General features: G+C 37.9%; 12 protein-coding genes, 1 tRNA gene, 1 pseudogene, 1 CRISPR repeat array and 1 riboswitch. Of the genes and pseudogenes, 13 read left to right on the top strand and 1 reads right to left on the bottom strand.

Annotated elements, in window-relative coordinates:
* The 4 genes from QEZ38_RS01215 (at position 1) to QEZ38_RS01200 (ending at position 2,225) form a co-directional block, all read left to right on the top strand.
* Complete coding sequence (locus tag QEZ38_RS01215) at positions 1 to 819, top strand: ABC transporter permease (protein ID WP_281334745.1); 819 nt, start codon at positions 1 to 3, stop codon at positions 817 to 819.
* Position 820: 1 nt separating this feature from the next.
* On the top strand, positions 821 to 1,606 hold the full coding sequence (locus QEZ38_RS01210; protein WP_281334744.1) for an ABC transporter permease: 786 nt from the start codon (positions 821 to 823) through the stop codon (positions 1,604 to 1,606).
* Positions 1,607 to 1,643: 37 nt separating this feature from the next.
* Positions 1,644 to 2,105 carry a GNAT family N-acetyltransferase gene (locus QEZ38_RS01205; protein ID WP_281334826.1) on the top strand — a complete coding sequence of 154 codons (462 nt, stop codon included), beginning with the start codon at positions 1,644 to 1,646 and terminating at the stop codon, positions 2,103 to 2,105.
* Between the two features lie 47 nt (positions 2,106 to 2,152).
* Positions 2,153 to 2,225 (top strand) — tRNA-Thr (locus QEZ38_RS01200).
* Between the two features lie 650 nt (positions 2,226 to 2,875).
* Here the strand turns inward: QEZ38_RS01200 and QEZ38_RS01195 are convergent.
* A pseudogene (locus QEZ38_RS01195) lies at positions 2,876 to 3,059 on the bottom strand (helix-turn-helix domain-containing protein); the annotation flags it as partial.
* Positions 3,060 to 3,466: 407 nt separating this feature from the next.
* A riboswitch (glycine riboswitch) is annotated at positions 3,467 to 3,555 on the top strand.
* 90 nt (positions 3,556 to 3,645) lie between these two features.
* On the opposite strand from QEZ38_RS01195, the gene QEZ38_RS01190 reads away from it, so the two are divergent.
* From QEZ38_RS01190 to csn2, 9 genes are all read left to right on the top strand, one after another.
* Positions 3,646 to 4,968: an alanine/glycine:cation symporter family protein gene (locus tag QEZ38_RS01190; protein WP_281334743.1), complete on the top strand. Its 1,323-nt coding sequence runs from the start codon at positions 3,646 to 3,648 to the stop codon at positions 4,966 to 4,968.
* 438 nt (positions 4,969 to 5,406) lie between these two features.
* Positions 5,407 to 6,585, top strand: coding sequence for a ryptide export MFS transporter (locus tag QEZ38_RS01185; RefSeq protein WP_281334742.1), 1,179 nt, complete (start codon positions 5,407 to 5,409; stop codon positions 6,583 to 6,585).
* A 224-nt stretch (positions 6,586 to 6,809) separates the two neighbouring features.
* Entirely contained in the window at positions 6,810 to 7,358 is a 549-nt protein-coding gene (locus QEZ38_RS01180; RefSeq protein ID WP_045763587.1) for a carboxymuconolactone decarboxylase family protein, read from the top strand.
* A gap of 14 nt (positions 7,359 to 7,372) precedes the next feature.
* Positions 7,373 to 8,437, top strand: a complete 1,065-nt coding sequence (locus tag QEZ38_RS01175) for an acyl-CoA dehydrogenase family protein (protein WP_281334741.1) — start codon at positions 7,373 to 7,375, stop codon at positions 8,435 to 8,437.
* Between the two features lie 108 nt (positions 8,438 to 8,545).
* Complete coding sequence (locus QEZ38_RS01170) at positions 8,546 to 9,442, top strand: TDT family transporter (RefSeq protein WP_075232154.1); 897 nt, start codon at positions 8,546 to 8,548, stop codon at positions 9,440 to 9,442.
* A 325-nt stretch (positions 9,443 to 9,767) separates the two neighbouring features.
* Positions 9,768 to 13,952, top strand: coding sequence for a type II CRISPR RNA-guided endonuclease Cas9 (cas9, locus tag QEZ38_RS01165; protein ID WP_281334740.1), 4,185 nt, complete (start codon positions 9,768 to 9,770; stop codon positions 13,950 to 13,952).
* The gene (cas1, locus tag QEZ38_RS01160) at positions 13,952 to 14,818 is read left to right on the top strand and encodes a type II CRISPR-associated endonuclease Cas1 (RefSeq protein WP_281334739.1); all 867 of its coding nucleotides are present in this window, start codon (positions 13,952 to 13,954) and stop codon (positions 14,816 to 14,818) included. The genes cas9 and cas1 overlap by 1 nt, the downstream gene beginning before the upstream one ends.
* Positions 14,815 to 15,159, top strand: coding sequence for a CRISPR-associated endonuclease Cas2 (cas2, locus tag QEZ38_RS01155; protein WP_281334738.1), 345 nt, complete (start codon positions 14,815 to 14,817; stop codon positions 15,157 to 15,159). Before cas1 ends, cas2 begins: the two co-directional genes overlap by 4 nt.
* Positions 15,149 to 15,811: a type II-A CRISPR-associated protein Csn2 gene (gene csn2, locus QEZ38_RS01150; RefSeq protein WP_281334737.1), complete on the top strand. Its 663-nt coding sequence runs from the start codon at positions 15,149 to 15,151 to the stop codon at positions 15,809 to 15,811. Before cas2 ends, csn2 begins: the two co-directional genes overlap by 11 nt.
* Before the next feature lie 90 nt (positions 15,812 to 15,901).
* Positions 15,902 to 16,399: a CRISPR direct-repeat array (repeat unit 36 nt; unit sequence GTTTTAGAGCTGTGTTGTTTCGAATGGTTCCAAAAC).
* Positions 16,400 to 16,682: the final 283 nt, after the last annotated feature.

Below are 16,682 nucleotides of genomic sequence, written 5' to 3'. Positions count from 1 at the left end.
ATGGCCAAATTGTGGAGACGTTATAAACCCTTTATCAATGCAGGGATTCAGGAGCTGATTACCTATCGAGTCAACTTTCTTCTCTATCGGATTGGTGATGTCATGGGAGCCTTTGTGGCTTTCTATCTCTGGAAGGCAGTCTTTGATTCCTCGCAGGAGTCCTTAATCCAGGGCTTCAGCATGGCAGATATCACCCTTTACATCATCATGAGTTTTGTGACTAATCTGTTGACCAAGTCAGATTCGTCATTTATGATTGGGGAGGAGGTCAAAGATGGCTCCATTATCATGCGTTTGTTGCGACCAGTGCATTTTGCGGCCTCTTATCTCTTTACCGAGCTTGGCTCCAAGTGGTTGATTTTTATCTCTGTTGGACTACCATTTTTAAGTGTCATTGTTTTGATGAAAGTCGTATCTGGACAAGGTATTTTAGAAGTGCTAGGCTTAACTGTCCTTTATATTTTTAGCTTAACGCTGGCCTATCTGATTAACTTTTTCTTTAATATCTGTTTTGGATTTTCAGCCTTTGTGTTTAAAAATCTTTGGGGTTCCAATCTACTCAAGACTTCCATAGTGGCCTTTATGTCTGGAAGTTTGATTCCCTTGACTTTCTTTCCAAAGGTTGTTTCAGATATTCTCTCCTTCCTACCTTTTTCATCCTTGATTTACACGCCAGTCATGATTATTGTTGGAAAATACGATGCCAGTCAGATTCTTCAGGCTCTCGCTTTGCAGTTTTTCTGGCTCTTAGTGATGGTGGGGGTGTCTCAGTTGATTTGGAAACGAGTCCAGTCCTTTATTACCATTCAGGGAGGTTAGTATGAAAAAATATCAACGCATGCATCTGATTTTTATCAGACAATACATCAAACAAATCATGGAATACAAGGTGGATTTTGTGGTTGGTGTGCTGGGTGTTTTCCTGACACAAGGGTTGAACCTCTTGTTTCTCAATGTCATCTTTCAACACATCCCATCCTTAGAAGGCTGGACCTTTCAAGAGATTGCCTTTATCTATGGCTTCTCCTTGATTCCTAAGGGACTGGACCATCTCTTTTTTGACAACCTCTGGGCTTTAGGTCAACGACTAGTCCGAAAAGGAGAATTTGATAAGTATCTGACTCGTCCTATCAATCCCCTATTTCATATTCTGGTTGAGACCTTTCAGATTGATGCCTTGGGTGAGCTCTTGGTCGGTGGCATTCTATTGGGAACAACAGTGACTAGCATTACTTGGACGCTTCCTAAATTCCTGCTTTTCCTAGTTTGTATTCCTTTTGCGACCTTGATTTATACTTCCTTGAAAATCGCGACAGCTAGTATTGCTTTTTGGACCAAGCAGTCAGGCGCCATGATTTACATTTTCTATATGTTCAATGATTTTGCCAAGTACCCGATTTCTATATACAATTCACTTCTTCGTTGGTTGATCAGTTTTATCGTGCCTTTTGCCTTTACGGCTTACTACCCTGCCAGCTATTTCTTGCAGGATAAAGATGGACTCTTTAATATTGGTGGTTTGATTCTGATTTCTCTTATCTTCTTTGGAATCTCTCTAAAACTCTGGGATAGGGGCTTAGATGCCTATGAAAGTGCGGGTTCTTAATAGCAAAAATTGGACCAAATCATGAAAGGATTTTATGATGTTTGTAATTGAAGAAGTGAAAGATGCCAATCAAAAAATGGCAGTTGTCGCTGAGATTTTAAAGGATTTGCCAGAATGGTTTGGAATACCAGAAAGCACGCAAGCTTACATCAAAGGAGCCAAGGACCTGCAAGTGTGGGCCGCCTTTCAGGAGAGTGATTTGCTTGGCTTTGTGAGCTTGTCCTATTCCAGTGAAGATTGTGCAGAGATTGACTGTCTCGGAGTAAAAAAAGCTCATCAAGGTAGAGGGATTGGTAATCAATTGCTTGCTACTTTAGAAAGTGAAGCCAGTAAAAAAGTTGATTATTTACAAGTGAAAACAGTAGCAGAAGGCTCTAATAAAGATTATGATCGAACAAATGTCTTTTATCGCAGTCTTGGCTTTAAAAAATTAGAGATTTTTCCACAACTTTGGGGGCCTCAAAATCCTTGTCAGATTTTGATTAAAAAGATGGGTTAAGAATCCCTTGACATCCTTCCTTATAGTGCTATACTATAAGAGGATTCGCCGATTTAGCTCAGTTGGTAGAGCACCGCATTCGTAACGCGAAGGTCACAGGTTCGATCCCTGCAATCGGCATTTTTACTAATGTAAAGAAAGACAAAGAAAATTTAAAATGTTTATTTAAAGGCAATTATCTCAAGTTGATTGTTAAAAATAATTTAGTATTTTATTTGAAAAAAACAGTAAAAAAGCGCAAAAAATCACTTCCTGTGCTACACTGTAATTGAAAATTTTTTATTTTAGGCGTTAGAACTGTTTCCTCAGTCCTAGCGCCTTTTCTGTTTGATAAGTCTGTTTGGTGGAGGATACTCAATGAAAATCAAAGAGCAAAGTAGGAAACTAGCCGCAGGTTGCTCAAAGCACTGCTTTGAGGTTGTAGATAGAACTGACGAAGTCAGCTCAAAACACTGTTTTGAGGTTGCAGATGAAACTGACGAAGTCAGTAACATATATACGGCAAGGCGACGTTGACGCAGTTTGAAGAGATTTTCGAAGAGTATGAGAATCTTATGGGCGCAAGCAATGATGGCTTTCATCTTGCTTCCTCTTTGGGAAATTCGATTGTAAAAAGAAGAAAAAGCTGGATCTTTAGAATGTGCTGCAATCAATCCCGACATAGTCAAAGCTTGCTTGATAGATCGATTTCCTTGCGTGATGTGTGAAGATTTTTTAATGCCAGCACTTTCATAAGACTGTTGAGCATAGTCGGCAGAATAAACCTTTTAGAAGCGCCCTATTCCAACACATTGTAGGACTGTCCCACGCTTGATTTCAGTATGGATAGTTTGAGGAGTTTTTCCAAGTAGAGGGGCAATTTCTCTATTTGATTTCCCTTTTTTTCCATCGTTCGATTAACCGACGGCTATCGATTGTCAAATGTTTGGATTTTGTAGTATAATGGCTTTGAATCTCTGTGCCTTTCTTGTGTTTGTGATTGAACAACAAGTATAACACAGAGCTGTTTTCTTATGCCTATAAGAGCTTTTATGTGACAAGAGAACCCCTTGAAGCTGTTTTGTCAGCTAAAGCAAGGCTAGTCTGAGCCTTGGACACCAGCCTAACATCATCAGGCCGCTTATCAAATGAAATTGAGTACTAGCTATAAGCTAGTTGAAGCATCTAATTTTTAGGAGGGCTGGATGGCTAACTTCATTATAGAACTTTCAGTAAAGCAAAAATCATAAAAAGTATAATAAAATTTTCTGAAAATAATTGACAAGAGCTGAATTTTCTTGTAAAATAAATAAAAATTAAATACAACACCGAATGAAGTTTAATAGAAGTGGAAAATCGTTTGATTTTTCATGACTGTAAATGGACGGAACTCTGGAGAGACCGTAAAGGCACCGAAGGGGCAAGGCAGGCAACTGCTCAAACTCTCAGGTAAAAGGACAGAGCAATGATAGAGCGCTTTTTGGCATTTATCGATGCATTCCAGAGTACATGTTTTTAACATGTACTCTTTCTTTTGGGGTTGAATAGATAGGAGAATGGTATGTTAAATTTGCTAAAAGAGCTAGATGCTCTGGTATGGGGCCCACCCCTTTTGATTTTATTGGTTGGTACAGGGATTTACTTGACTCTTCGTTTAGGACTTTTACAAATCTTGCGTCTCCCTAAGGCCTTCCAGCTTATTTTTACCAAGGATAAAGGACATGGTGATGTTTCGAGCTTTGCTGCCTTGTGTACAGCCCTAGCAGCAACTGTTGGTACGGGAAATATTATCGGGGTTGCAACGGCTATCAAGGTTGGTGGACCAGGTGCTCTTTTTTGGATGTGGGTGGCTGCTTTCTTTGGAATGGCAACCAAGTATGCAGAAGGACTACTTGCTATCAAATATCGAACCAAGGATGACCATGGTGCGGTAGCAGGAGGACCGATGCACTATATCCTTCTAGGGATGGGAGAAAAGTGGCGCCCTCTTGCAATCTTCTTTGCTGTAGCTGGAGTCTTGGTTGCACTTTTGGGGATTGGTACTTTTGCCCAGGTGAATTCCATTACAGAATCCGTGCAAAATACGGCTAGTATTGATCCGACAATTACTGCACTTGTTTTATCTATTTTTGTAGGGATTGCAGTCTTTGGTGGACTTAAGTCTATTTCTAAGGTGTCAACTACAGTTGTTCCCTTTATGGCTATTGTCTACATCTTGGGAACCTTGACAGTCATTTTCTTTAATATCGATAAAGTACCGGCAACACTTTCACTGGTTCTCACATCAGCTTTTAGTCCCATAGCTGCAGTGGGAGGATTTGCAGGAGCTAGTGTTCGGATGGCTATTCAAAATGGTGTGGCGCGTGGTGTCTTCTCAAACGAGTCTGGATTGGGTTCAGCACCCATTGCGGCTGCGGCAGCTAAGACCAACGAACCGGTGGAGCAAGGTTTGATTTCTATGACAGGAACCTTTATTGATACCTTGATTATCTGTACTTTGACTGGTCTGACAATCTTGGTGACTGGGGTTTGGAATGGTAATTTAGATGGTGTTGCTCTAACTCAGTCAGCTTTTTCTACAGTATTTTCTTTCTTTGGACCTGCTCTTCTAACAATCTTCTTGGTACTCTTTGCCTTTACTACGATTTTGGGATGGAACTATTACGGAGAGCGTTGTTTTGAGTTTCTCTTTGGCGTTCGCTTTATCTGGCTTTATCGTGTGGTCTTTGTACTCATGGTCTTGCTGGGAGGATTTATCGAGCTGGATATGGTCTGGGTCATTGCGGATATTGTTAATGCCCTCATGGCTCTACCAAACTTGATTGCACTCTTAGCCTTGTCGCCAGTTGTTATTGCTGAGACTAAGAAGTATTTTGATAAATAATGTATGATTGATATTACCATTTATAGATAAGACTAGCATCTGTTTGTGAGATGCTAGTTTTTTCACTACTAGGGCTAGTCTTTTATTTTATACTCAATGAAAATCAAAGAGCAAACTAGGAAACTAGCCGCAGGTTGCTCAAAGCACTGCTTTGAGGTTGTAGATAGAACTGACGAAGTCAGCTCAAAACACTGTTTTGAGGTTGCAGATGAAACTGATGAAGTCAGTCACATATATACGGCAAGGCGACGTTGACGCGGTTTGAAGAGATTTTCGAAGAGTATTATGTCATAAGATGAGTGAAATTCAAGAGTACTTCTTTTATGATATCCTTTATTTGCACTTTTATTTATTGTATAATAGTCAGCGTAAATCTGTTTCTGTTCTGATATGTCTTGTTTCATCTATGTGCGAAAGAGAAATAAACTGGAGGTGTTTATGTCAAAAGATATTCGAAAATTAGTGATTTCACAGGGAATAGCGAATCTAGCAGATGTCTTTTTTAGAGTCATTGTGATTGCAAATGTGTTTGTCTTATCTGGTTCGGTCATTTCAACCTCCCTAGTGCCAATTCTGATAGGTCTATCCTCCTTTTTAGCCAGTTTCTTAGTTCCATTAGTAACGAAGAGATTAGCTTTAAATCGTGTTCTTTTCTTGACTCAATTGGGTAAGACGATTCTGCTAGCGATTTTGGTTTTTCTACTCAAGCAATCTGAAACTATTTCCCTCCCTCTTTTATATGCTATTGTTACCTTAATCTCCGTTTTTGATGGTTTTGCAGCGCCCGTTTCCTATGCGATTGTTCCACGCTATGCAAGTGATTTAGCTAAAGCGAACGCAGCTATTTCTATGAGTGGTGAAAGTGTGCAACTCGTTGGTTGGGGCTTAGGAGGTTTCTTATTTGCGAGTCTGGGAATGAATCCTAGTCTGCTCATTGTGTTAGTTTTGTTTACAATTTCGACGATTTTGATGTTTGGTTTGCCACTTGTAGAAAAAGAAGAGTTATCCTCTGAAACAAGTCTTGAGACGTTAACAAAAGGTTGGCGATTGGTGGCTAAAGAATCAAGATTACGCTTTATTGTCCAAGCCAATCTTTTAGAAATTTTAGCCAATGCTATCTGGGTATCTTCAGTTTTACTTGTGTTTGTGACTGAGATTTTACATCGGTCAGAAAGCTATTGGGGATACGTCAATACATCCTATTCCTTGGGAATTATCTTGGGAGGAGCTATTATCTTCCGTCTAGCAGAGAAAGTTGTTACCTATAAATATCAAACTATGACCTTTTCTTTGTTAGCGACAGCACTAGTAACTCTGTTGATAGTGCTATTTCCAAATGCACCTATTTTTCTATTCCTATCTCTAGTAATTGGTTTTCTATCTCAAATCAAGGAAGTTCCTGAGAGTGTGTTTTTACAGGAATCGGTTGATGAGAAGGAACTTGTGAATGTTTACTCCGTTATCGAAGTTGTCTCTACATTGGCCTTTTCTGCTTCTGTTTTTCTAATGAGTTTTATCACAGAATATTTTGGTGTATTTACTGGCTTTGGCTTAGCTATCTTCTGCTTGCTGGTAGAATCTATCTTAGTTTTAAGAAACAAGCATCAGATAAATTAACAGTATGATCACACATCTGGTGTGATTTTTTTGTTTTCATAAAAATTTTTTATCAGTGCAATTTAAAATATATATTATGCAAGGTATAGATTCTGTGTTAGACTTATTGTCAACGAAAAGCTAATGAATCATCAATCAAGGCAAGGATTTGTTCAATAGGCTGATGAGATTTCGTAAGATTTTCGCAGAAACCATTCAATTACAAAACGAAAAGAGGTCCCCTTATGACAACATTTACTATCCACACAGTAGAATCAGCACCAGCAGAAGTGAAAGAAGTTCTTGAAACGGTACAAAAGGACAACAATGGTTATATCCCAAATCTTATCGGTCTTTTGGCCAATGCCCCTACAGCCCTAGAGGCTTATCGCACTGTTGGAGCTATTAACCGTCGCAATAGTCTAACACCTGTAGAACGAGAAGTGGTGCAAATCACTGCAGCTGTAACCAACGGTTGTGCCTTCTGCGTCGCTGGCCATACAGCCTTTTCTATCAAGCAAATCCAGATGAACGATGACCTACTTCAAGCCCTTCGCAATCGTACTCCAATCGAAAGCGATCCTAAGCTGGATACTCTAGCTAAGTTTACCTTGGCAGTTATCAATACCAAAGGGCGCGTAGGAGATGAAGCTCTTGGAGAATTTCTTGAAGCAGGCTATACACAAGAAAATGCCTTGGATGTTGTTCTCGGTGTCAGTCTAGCAAGTCTTTGTAACTATGCCAACAACCTAGCTAACACACCGATTAATCCAGAATTACAACCTTATGCATAAGAGGAGGGCAGAGTATGGGATTTTTTTCAGAAGAATTTTTAAGTTGGTTAGACCAGCACGCCGATGAAATTGACAAAAAATCATGTCAAGCTGGAGAAGAGCTGATTGAGAAAATTGCTGCAGAAGGTGCCTTTCGTGTAGGAGTACCAAAAGTTCTTGGAGGGCTAGGTGGAAGTGATCAAGATGTTATTGATATCCTTGCAGAACTCGCTCAACATTCCTTAACAGCCTCCTTTATCTCATGGGGGCAACGAACTTTAATAGACAATATTCTTCATACTGATAATGCTTATTTCAAAGAAGTTTACTTGGAAAAACTCTTATCAGGAGAATATGCAGGTGCTACGGCCTTATCTAATGCGGTCAAGTATCTATCTGACTTAGAGGAACTAAATGTTCGAATCCTTGAGGAAAATGGAAATTATTATCTTAAAGGACGACTTCCTTGGGTAACCAATGCTCGTAGGGATCGCTTCCTCACTATTTTTGTAGCAGGATTTGCAGATGATCCGAGTACAAGTTATGTAGTAGCCGTACCATCGGACGCAGAAAACTTTAGTCGTTCCGAAGATTTGGAATTTGTCTCTCTCCAAGGAGGAAATACGGCAGCTCTGACTTTCAACAAGGTTCCTTTAAAGGAAGAGTGGATTCTATCCAAGGATGCTCATCAATTTTTAGCGCAAAATCGTCCAGCTTTTTTAGGCTACCAATTTGGCCTAGCTTTTGGTTTGGCTGAACGTTCACTCTCAGAAGTCGAAAAAGAATTGGGGAAACGAGGTGTCTTGAAGGAAGAGTGGCAACATCAGGTCGAACAGTTAGATGATATTCGGCATTCTCTCTATCAAGGACTATCTGAAGAGTCCTATTTCGTTAAAAATCCGCGTGAGCTATTCCAGTTACGGATTGATATTGTTGATGTTGTTGCCCAAAGTCTCTTATTAGAACTACAAGCTGGTGGCGGTAGAGGATACTTTAGTAAATCGACATCCGGTTTCATACGTCGTTGGAATGAAGGCGCATTTTTGCCAATTGTTTCTCCTAGTGCTGTGCAATTGCGACATATTTTAGCGACAAACTAAAAATAAAGAAAATAAAAACGAGGTTTATCTTTTTAAACTTCGTTTTTTAATACTTCATTTAAGCGCTTTTATGCTATACTGATAATAACATGACTATTGGAGGTTCATATGAAAAAACTCCCCTTGGCCTTTTCAGGGTGTTTATTGGGATTGGCTGGAGCAGGCAATCTCATCCTGGATATTTTTCCACTATTATCGCACATCTTTAGTTTGTCAGGCTTGATTTTATGGTTTTATTTTTTATACAGTCATCTTAGTGATTGGCAAGAAATCCAGCAAGAACTTAAGAAAGCTCCTCTATTATCGGGAATGGCGACTTTTCCCATGGCAGGGATGATTTTATCAACCTACTTACTGCGAATCTTACCTGCGAGTATGAGTATCATAGTGCAAGCTCTTTGGTGGTTTGCCTTTCTACTGGATGTAGGTTTAATCATCTACTTCACTAAAAATTATGTGCAGACTAAACCAAGAACGAGCGCAACGCCAAGTTGGACAGTTCTTTATGTGGGAATAGCAGTAGCAAGCTTGACCTACCCAGTGGTGGGCATAGTCGAGATTGCCTATGGTGCTTGGATTTTTGGCTTTACCTTAACCCTTTTCCTTTATCCTCTGATTTATCAAGATTTGAAAAGTAATCCATTGCCACGGGCTTTACTGGGGCAAGAAGGAATCTATTGTGCTCCCTTTTCTCTACTGTTAGCAGCACTCGTTCGGATCGGAGGTTCAGCTCTTCATGTCTGGATTTTGCTAGTCATGATTCTTGCTTCACAAACTTTCTTTTTCTTTGTCCTCAGTCGCTTGCCAAATATTTTAAAACAGGGATTTCAACCAGCTTTTTCAGCCCTAACCTTCCCAACTATCATCACAGCAACTTCATTGAAAATGGCCCAAGGCATTCTGCAGTTTCCAGTCCTTAACCTCCTCGTTTGGCTGGAAACGATCATTTGTTTAACAATCCTTGTCTATGTATTAGTAGAATATATGCGGTATTTAAGGAACTAAAAAAGCCCCTAGCACTGAGAAGTGTTAGGGGGTTATATATATCTAGTTTAAAAAGCGTTTGGAACCATTCGAAACAACACAGCTCTAAAACTAAAATATAACATCCTTACTGATTTTAACAAATTTTTACTAATAAATCATTATTTTTGTTGAAATCTTTAAAATTAGTAGTATAATTATAGTTATATTTTAAGGGGTATCTAATAAAGATATTTTTAAAGATTACAAGATGAGTTTAGATGATAATAAATCAATTTTGTAGTTAAAAAATAATTTTTAATTTTGTAAATATAATAAAAATTTTTTATAGGAGGATTATCAATATATGAATTCAAAAAATTACTCTATCGGACTTGATATTGGAACTAACAGCGTCGGATTTGCCGTCATTACGGATGACTATAAGGTTCCATCGAAAAAGATGAAAGTTCTGGGCAATACCGATAAACGATTTATCAAGAAAAATCTAATTGGAGCTTTATTATTTGATGAGGGAACTACTGCTGAGGCTAGACGTCTTAAACGAACTGCACGTCGTCGCTATACTCGTCGTAAAAATCGCCTTCGCTATCTTCAAGAAATCTTTTCTGAGGAAATGAGCAAGGTGGATAGTAGTTTCTTTCATCGCTTAGACGACTCCTTTTTAGTTCCTGAGGATAAAAGAGAAAGTAAATATCCTATTTTTGCTACCTTAGCAGAAGAAAAAGAATATCACAAGCAATTTCCAACTATTTATCATTTGAGAAAACAGTTAGCAGATTCAAAGGAAAAAGCTGATTTACGCTTGATTTATCTGGCATTAGCTCATATGATTAAATATCGCGGGCATTTTTTATACGAAGATACATTTGATATTAAAAACAATGATATCCAAAAAATTTTTAACGAATTTATAAGCATTTACGATAACATCTTTGAAGAAAGTTCACTTAGTGAGCAAAATGTACAAGTAGAAGCAATTCTTACAGATAAAATTAGTAAATCTGCAAAGAGAGAACGCGTTCTAAAACTATTTCCTGACGAAAAGTCTACTGGTTTGTTTTCAGAATTTCTCAAGCTGATTGTAGGGAATCAAGCTGATTTCAAAAAACATTTTGAACTAGAAGAAAAATCTCCACTACAATTCTCTAAAGATACCTATGATGAGGATTTAGAAAATTTGCTCGGACAAATTGATGATGATTTTGCAGATCTCTTTGTAGTTGCAAAAAAACTCTATGATGCCATTCTTTTATCAGGAATCTTAACTGTTACAGATCCTTCAACCAAGGCTCCACTATCGGCGTCTATGATTGAACGCTATGAAAATCACCAAAAAGATTTGGCAGCTTTAAAACAATTCGTCAAAAACAATCTTCAAGAAAAATATGATGAAGTTTTTTCTGATGATTCTAAAGATGGCTATGCTGGATATATCGATGGCAAGACCACACAAGAAGCATTTTACAAATATATCAAAAATCTTCTCTCTAAATTCGAAGGAGCAGACTATTTCCTTGATAAAATTGAACGCGAAGATTTTTTGATAAAACAACGAACCTTTGATAATGGTTCTATTCCTCATCAAATTTATCTTCAAGAGATGAATGCTATTCTTCGTCGTCAAGGAGAACACTACCCATTTCTAAAGGAAAACAGAGAAAAGATTGAGAAAATCTTGACATTCCGTATTCCTTATTACGTCGGTCCATTGGCTAGTGGAAATAGTGATTTCGCTTGGCTTACTCGAAATTCTAAAGAAGCAATAAGACCTTGGAATTTTGAAGAAATTGTTGATAAAGCAAGCTCTGCAGAAGCCTTCATCAATAAGATGACTAACTATGACTTATATCTGCCAGAGGAAAAAGTTTTGCCTAAGCACAGTCTCTTGTATGAAACATTTGCTGTCTATAATGAATTAACAAAAGTAAAATTTATTGCAGAAGGTTTAACAAGGTATCAGTTTTTAGACAAAAAGCAAAAGAAAGATATTTTTTATACTCTTTTTAAGGCCGAGGATAAAAGAAAAGTAACTGAAAAAGATATCATTCATTATCTACACAATGTTGATGGCTACGATGGAATCGAACTAAAAGGAATTGAAAAACAATTTAACGCTAGTCTTTCTACTTACCATGATTTACTCAAAATTATCAAGGATAAAGAGTTTATGGATGATGCTAAAAATGAAGCAATTCTTGAAAATATCGTCCACACGCTAACTATCTTTGAAGATCGTGAGATGATTAAGCAACGTCTTGCTCAGTATGACTCTCTCTTTGATGAAAAAGTAATCAAGGCACTAACTCGTCGACATTATACTGGTTGGGGAAAACTCTCTGCTAAGTTGATTAACGGTATCTGCGATAAAGAAACTGGCAAAACGATTCTTGATTATCTGATCGATGACGATTACAACAATCGTAACTTTATGCAGTTAATCAATGATGACAGACTTTCTTTCAAAGAAATTATTCAAAAAGCGCAAGTAGTTGGCAAGACAGACGATGTGAAGCAAGTTGTCCAAGAACTTCCAGGAAGCCCAGCTATTAAAAAGGGGATTTTACAAAGTATCAAGATTGTTGATGAACTTGTAAATGTCATGGGTCATGATCCAGAGTCCATTGTGATTGAGATGGCACGAGAAAATCAGACAACTGCCAGAGGGAAAAAGAATTCCCGACAAAGATATAAACGTATTGAAGATTCATTGAAAATCTTAGCAACTGGACTTAACTCCAAAATTCTAAAACAACATCCGACAGATAACACTGCCTTACGTGATGATAAACTCTTCCTTTATTATCTCCAAAATGGTCGAGACATGTATCTTGATGAAGAGCTGGACATTGATAGACTTGAGGATTATGACATTGATCATATCATCCCTCAAGCCTTTATAAAGGATGACTCTCTTGATAACCGTGTCTTAACTAGTTCAAAGGAGAATCGTGGTAAAACTGACAACGTTCCAAGTTTAGAAGTTGTTCAAAAAAGAAAAGCTTTTTGGCAACAATTATTGGATTCTAAATTGATCTCAGAACGTAAGTTTAATAATTTAACCAAGGCTGAACGCGGTGGGCTGGATGAACGTGATAAAGTTACCTTCATCAAACGCCAACTAGTTGAAACACGACAAATCACAAAACATGTTGCACAGATTTTGGATGCCCGCTTCAATACAAAAGTGAATGAGAAGAACCAGAAAATCCGTACTGTCAAAATTATCACTTTGAAATCCAATCTAGTTTCTAACTTCCGTAAAGAATTCCGACTATATAAGGTAAGGGAAATCAATGACTACCACCATGCGCATGATGCCTATTTAAATGCAGTAGTAGCTAAGGCTATCCTTAAGAAATATCCTAAACTAGAGCCTGAATTTGTCTATGGTGACTATCAAAAACATGATCTTAAGAGATACATCTCAAGAAGTAAAGATCCTAAAGAAATTGAAAAAGCAACAGAAAAGTATTTCTTCTACTCAAATTTGTTAAACTTCTTCAAAGAAGAAGTGCATTACGCAGACGGAACTATCGTAAAAAGGGAGAATATCGAGTACTCCAAGGATACGGGAGAAATCGCTTGGAATAAAGAAAAAGATTTCGCAATAGTGAAAAAAGTGCTTTCTCTTCCACAAGTTAATATTGTGAAGAAAACAGAAGTTCAGACACATGGTTTAGACAGAGGTAAACCTAAGGGGCTGTTTAATTCGAATCCATCTCCTAAACCATCAGAAGATAGTAAAGAAAATCTAGTTCCCATTAAACAAGGGCTTGATCCACGAAAATATGGTGGATATGCTGGTATTTCTAATTCATACGCAGTATTGGTTAAAGCGATTATTGAGAAAGGAGCGAAAAAACAACAGAAGACAATTCTTGAGTTTCAAGGTATCTCTATTTTAGATAAAATAAATTTTGAAAAGAACAAAGAAATTTATCTTCTTAAAAAAGGATACACAGAAATTCTATTAACTATTACTTTACCTAAATATAGTTTATTTGAGTTTCCTGATGGTACAAGGCGAAGACTAGCAAGTATTCTATCGACAAATAATAAACGAGGAGAAATTCATAAAGGAAATGAACTAGTCCTACCTGCAAAGTATACAACTCTTTTGTATCATGCTAAGAATATTAATAAAACACTCGAACCAGAGCACCTAGAGTATGTTGAGAAACATAGGGATGAGTTTGCTAAACTTTTAGAATATGTACTCGATTTTAACGAAAAGTACGTTGGGGCGCTGAAAAATGGAGAGAAAATCCGTCAAGCATTTACAGATTGGGAAACAGTTGATATCAAACAATTGTGTTTCAGTTTCATCGGTCCAGAAAATAGTAAGAATTCTGGATTATTCGAGTTGACATCGCAAGGGAGTGCTTCTGACTTTGAGTTCTTAGGAGTAAAAATTCCACGATACAGAGACTATACACCTTCATCACTCCTCAACGCCAACCTCATCCACCAATCCATCACTGGTCTCTACGAGACTCGGATTGACTTAAGAAAACTAGGAGAAGACTAATGGGATGGAGAACCGTTGTTGTCAATACGCACTCTAAACTATCCTACAAGAATAACCACTTGATTTTTAAAGATGCCTCTCGGACAGAGTTGATTCACCTGTCCGAGGTGGACATCCTACTTTTGGAGACGACAGACATCGTTCTCTCCACTATGCTAATTAAACGCTTGGTGGATGAAAATATTCTGGTCATCTTTTGTGATGATAAACGCTTGCCAACTGCATACTTAATGCCCTACTACGGTCGGCATGACTCCAGTTTGCAACTCTCCCGACAAATCGCTTGGGATGAGGATACTAAGGCACAAGTTTGGACCACCATTATTGCACAAAAAATTCTCAATCAGGCTTTTTATTTGGGGAGTTGTGGTTTTCTGGAGAAGAGCCAGTCCGTCATTGATCTATATCATGGTTTAGATCTATTTGACCCAAGCAATCGTGAGGGACACGCAGCACGGATTTATTTCAACACCTTGTTTGGGAATGATTTTAGTCGTGAGCAAGACAATGATGTCAATGCTGCCTTGGACTACGGCTACACCTTGATTTTGAGTATGTTTGCGCGTGAGATTGTATTGTCTGGCTGCATGACCCAATTTGGATTGAAACATGCCAATCAGTTCAATCAATTCAACCTAGCTAGCGATATTATGGAACCTTTCCGTCCCATTATTGACAGGATTGTCTATGAAAATCGAAGCAGTTCTTTTGTCAAAATCAAGCGAGAACTTTTTACTATTTTCTCAGATACCTTTCACTACAATGGTAAAGATATGTACCTGTCTAATATCGTCAGCGACTATACTAAGAAAGTCATTCAAGCGCTCAATCAACCGGAGAAAGGAGTTCCTGAGTTTAGGATATGAGTTATCGATATATGCGTATGATTTTAATGTTTGATATGCCCGTTGATACAGCCGAGGAACGCAAGGCCTATCGGAAATTTAGGAAGTTCCTCATAGATGAAGGATTTATCATGCACCAATTCTCCATCTATAGCAAGCTCTTGCTCAACAACTCTGCTAATAACGCTATGATTGAGCGACTCAAGATTCATAACCCTAAAAAAGGGAACATCACTCTCTTAACCGTCACAGAAAAGCAGTTTTCTCGCATGATTTACTTAAATGGTGAGCGAAATACTAGCGTAGCAAACTCCGACGCTCGTTTGGTCTTTCTGGGAGAGGAGCCTAGTGATGAAGATTAACTTTCCGCTATTGGATGAACCATTAGCTATTGAAAATGCGGCCTTTTTAGTGCTGGAAGACCAGTTTACCTTTTCAACTATCGTCAAGCAGTTCTACCAATATACTGATGATGGGGAGTTGAAGTTGTTTGATAGAAATCTAAAAGCGCTGAAAGAGTCCGAGTTACTAGTGATAACGGATGTCTTAGGATACAATCTCAACTCACCTGCTATGATTAAACTGATACATGCAGATCTTGAAAATCAGCTCAATGACAAACCAGAAGTCAAATCCATGATTGAAAAGCTAGTAGCTACGATTACAGAATTGTTAGCATTTGAGTGCTTGGAAAATGAACTAGACCTGGAGTACGATGAAATCACCATTCTAGAGTTGATTGATGCGTTAGGAGTCAAAGTTGAAACTCTGAGCGATACTCCTTTTGAAAAGATGCTAGAAATTATCCAGGTTTTTAAGTATCTTTCCAAAAAGAAACTCCTTGTTTTCATCAATGCGACAGCCTATCTATCAAAGGATGAGTTAGCAAATCTGATAGAGTATATCCAACTCAATCAACTAAGGGTTTTATTTGTGGAACCTCGAAAAGTCTATGATTTTCCGCAGTATGTGCTGGATCAAGACTATTTCTTGAACCCTGAAAATATGCTATAATAAGAGTAATAATTGGAACCTGACGATCTGGAGTCTGGCTGGGACGAATAGCGCGATTACGAAATTTCGTGAGAAAAATTTTTCTACGAGGTTTTAGAGCTGTGTTGTTTCGAATGGTTCCAAAACTATAGAGTGTACCTACTTTATAAATGACATGTTTTAGAGCTGTGTTGTTTCGAATGGTTCCAAAACAAAAATTCTTTTAATCAAAAGCACTCGGAAGTTTTAGAGCTGTGTTGTTTCGAATGGTTCCAAAACTTGTAATTGTGGGTACACAATGACAGAAGAGTTTTAGAGCTGTGTTGTTTCGAATGGTTCCAAAACCATCAACTTTGTACATTTGCCTTACCTAAAGTTTTAGAGCTGTGTTGTTTCGAATGGTTCCAAAACAACAATATTGGGCGGAGTTGGATAGAGCTTGTTTTAGAGCTGTGTTGTTTCGAATGGTTCCAAAACTCCTGAGTATAGTGAAGAGAATCTTCAAAAGTTTTAGAGCTGTGTTGTTTCGAATGGTTCCAAAACCTTTACCCTCTGTAGGCATATCAACAAATTGTTTTAGAGCTGTGTTGTTTCGAAAGATAGTAGAAGAGGGTTAGAGCTATTTTTAGGGCTTAAAAGAACTTTTTTGTAATATTTGAAATTTGCTTCTCATTTTACTTGATAATCTTTGTAAAATATAGTACAATTAATTCGTTGGAACTATTCGAAACAACACAGCAAAGTTAAAATAAGGCTTTGTCCGTATACAAACTTGAAAAAGTGAGCACCGATTCGGTTGCTAGAAAGTCATCTGTAAAGATGGCTTTTTTGTTTTGTAAAAGAAATGGGGTAAACTGTCTTTAAAATCATAAAAACGCATAATATCAGGAAT

Origin of the sequence: Streptococcus taonis, from assembly GCF_029948085.1 — a bacterium.
In the GTDB taxonomy this organism is placed as follows: Bacteria; Bacillota; Bacilli; order Lactobacillales; family Streptococcaceae; genus Streptococcus; species Streptococcus taonis.
The sequence above is the reverse complement of the archived record's forward strand: the minus strand, read 5'-3'. Positions and strand labels throughout refer to the sequence as shown.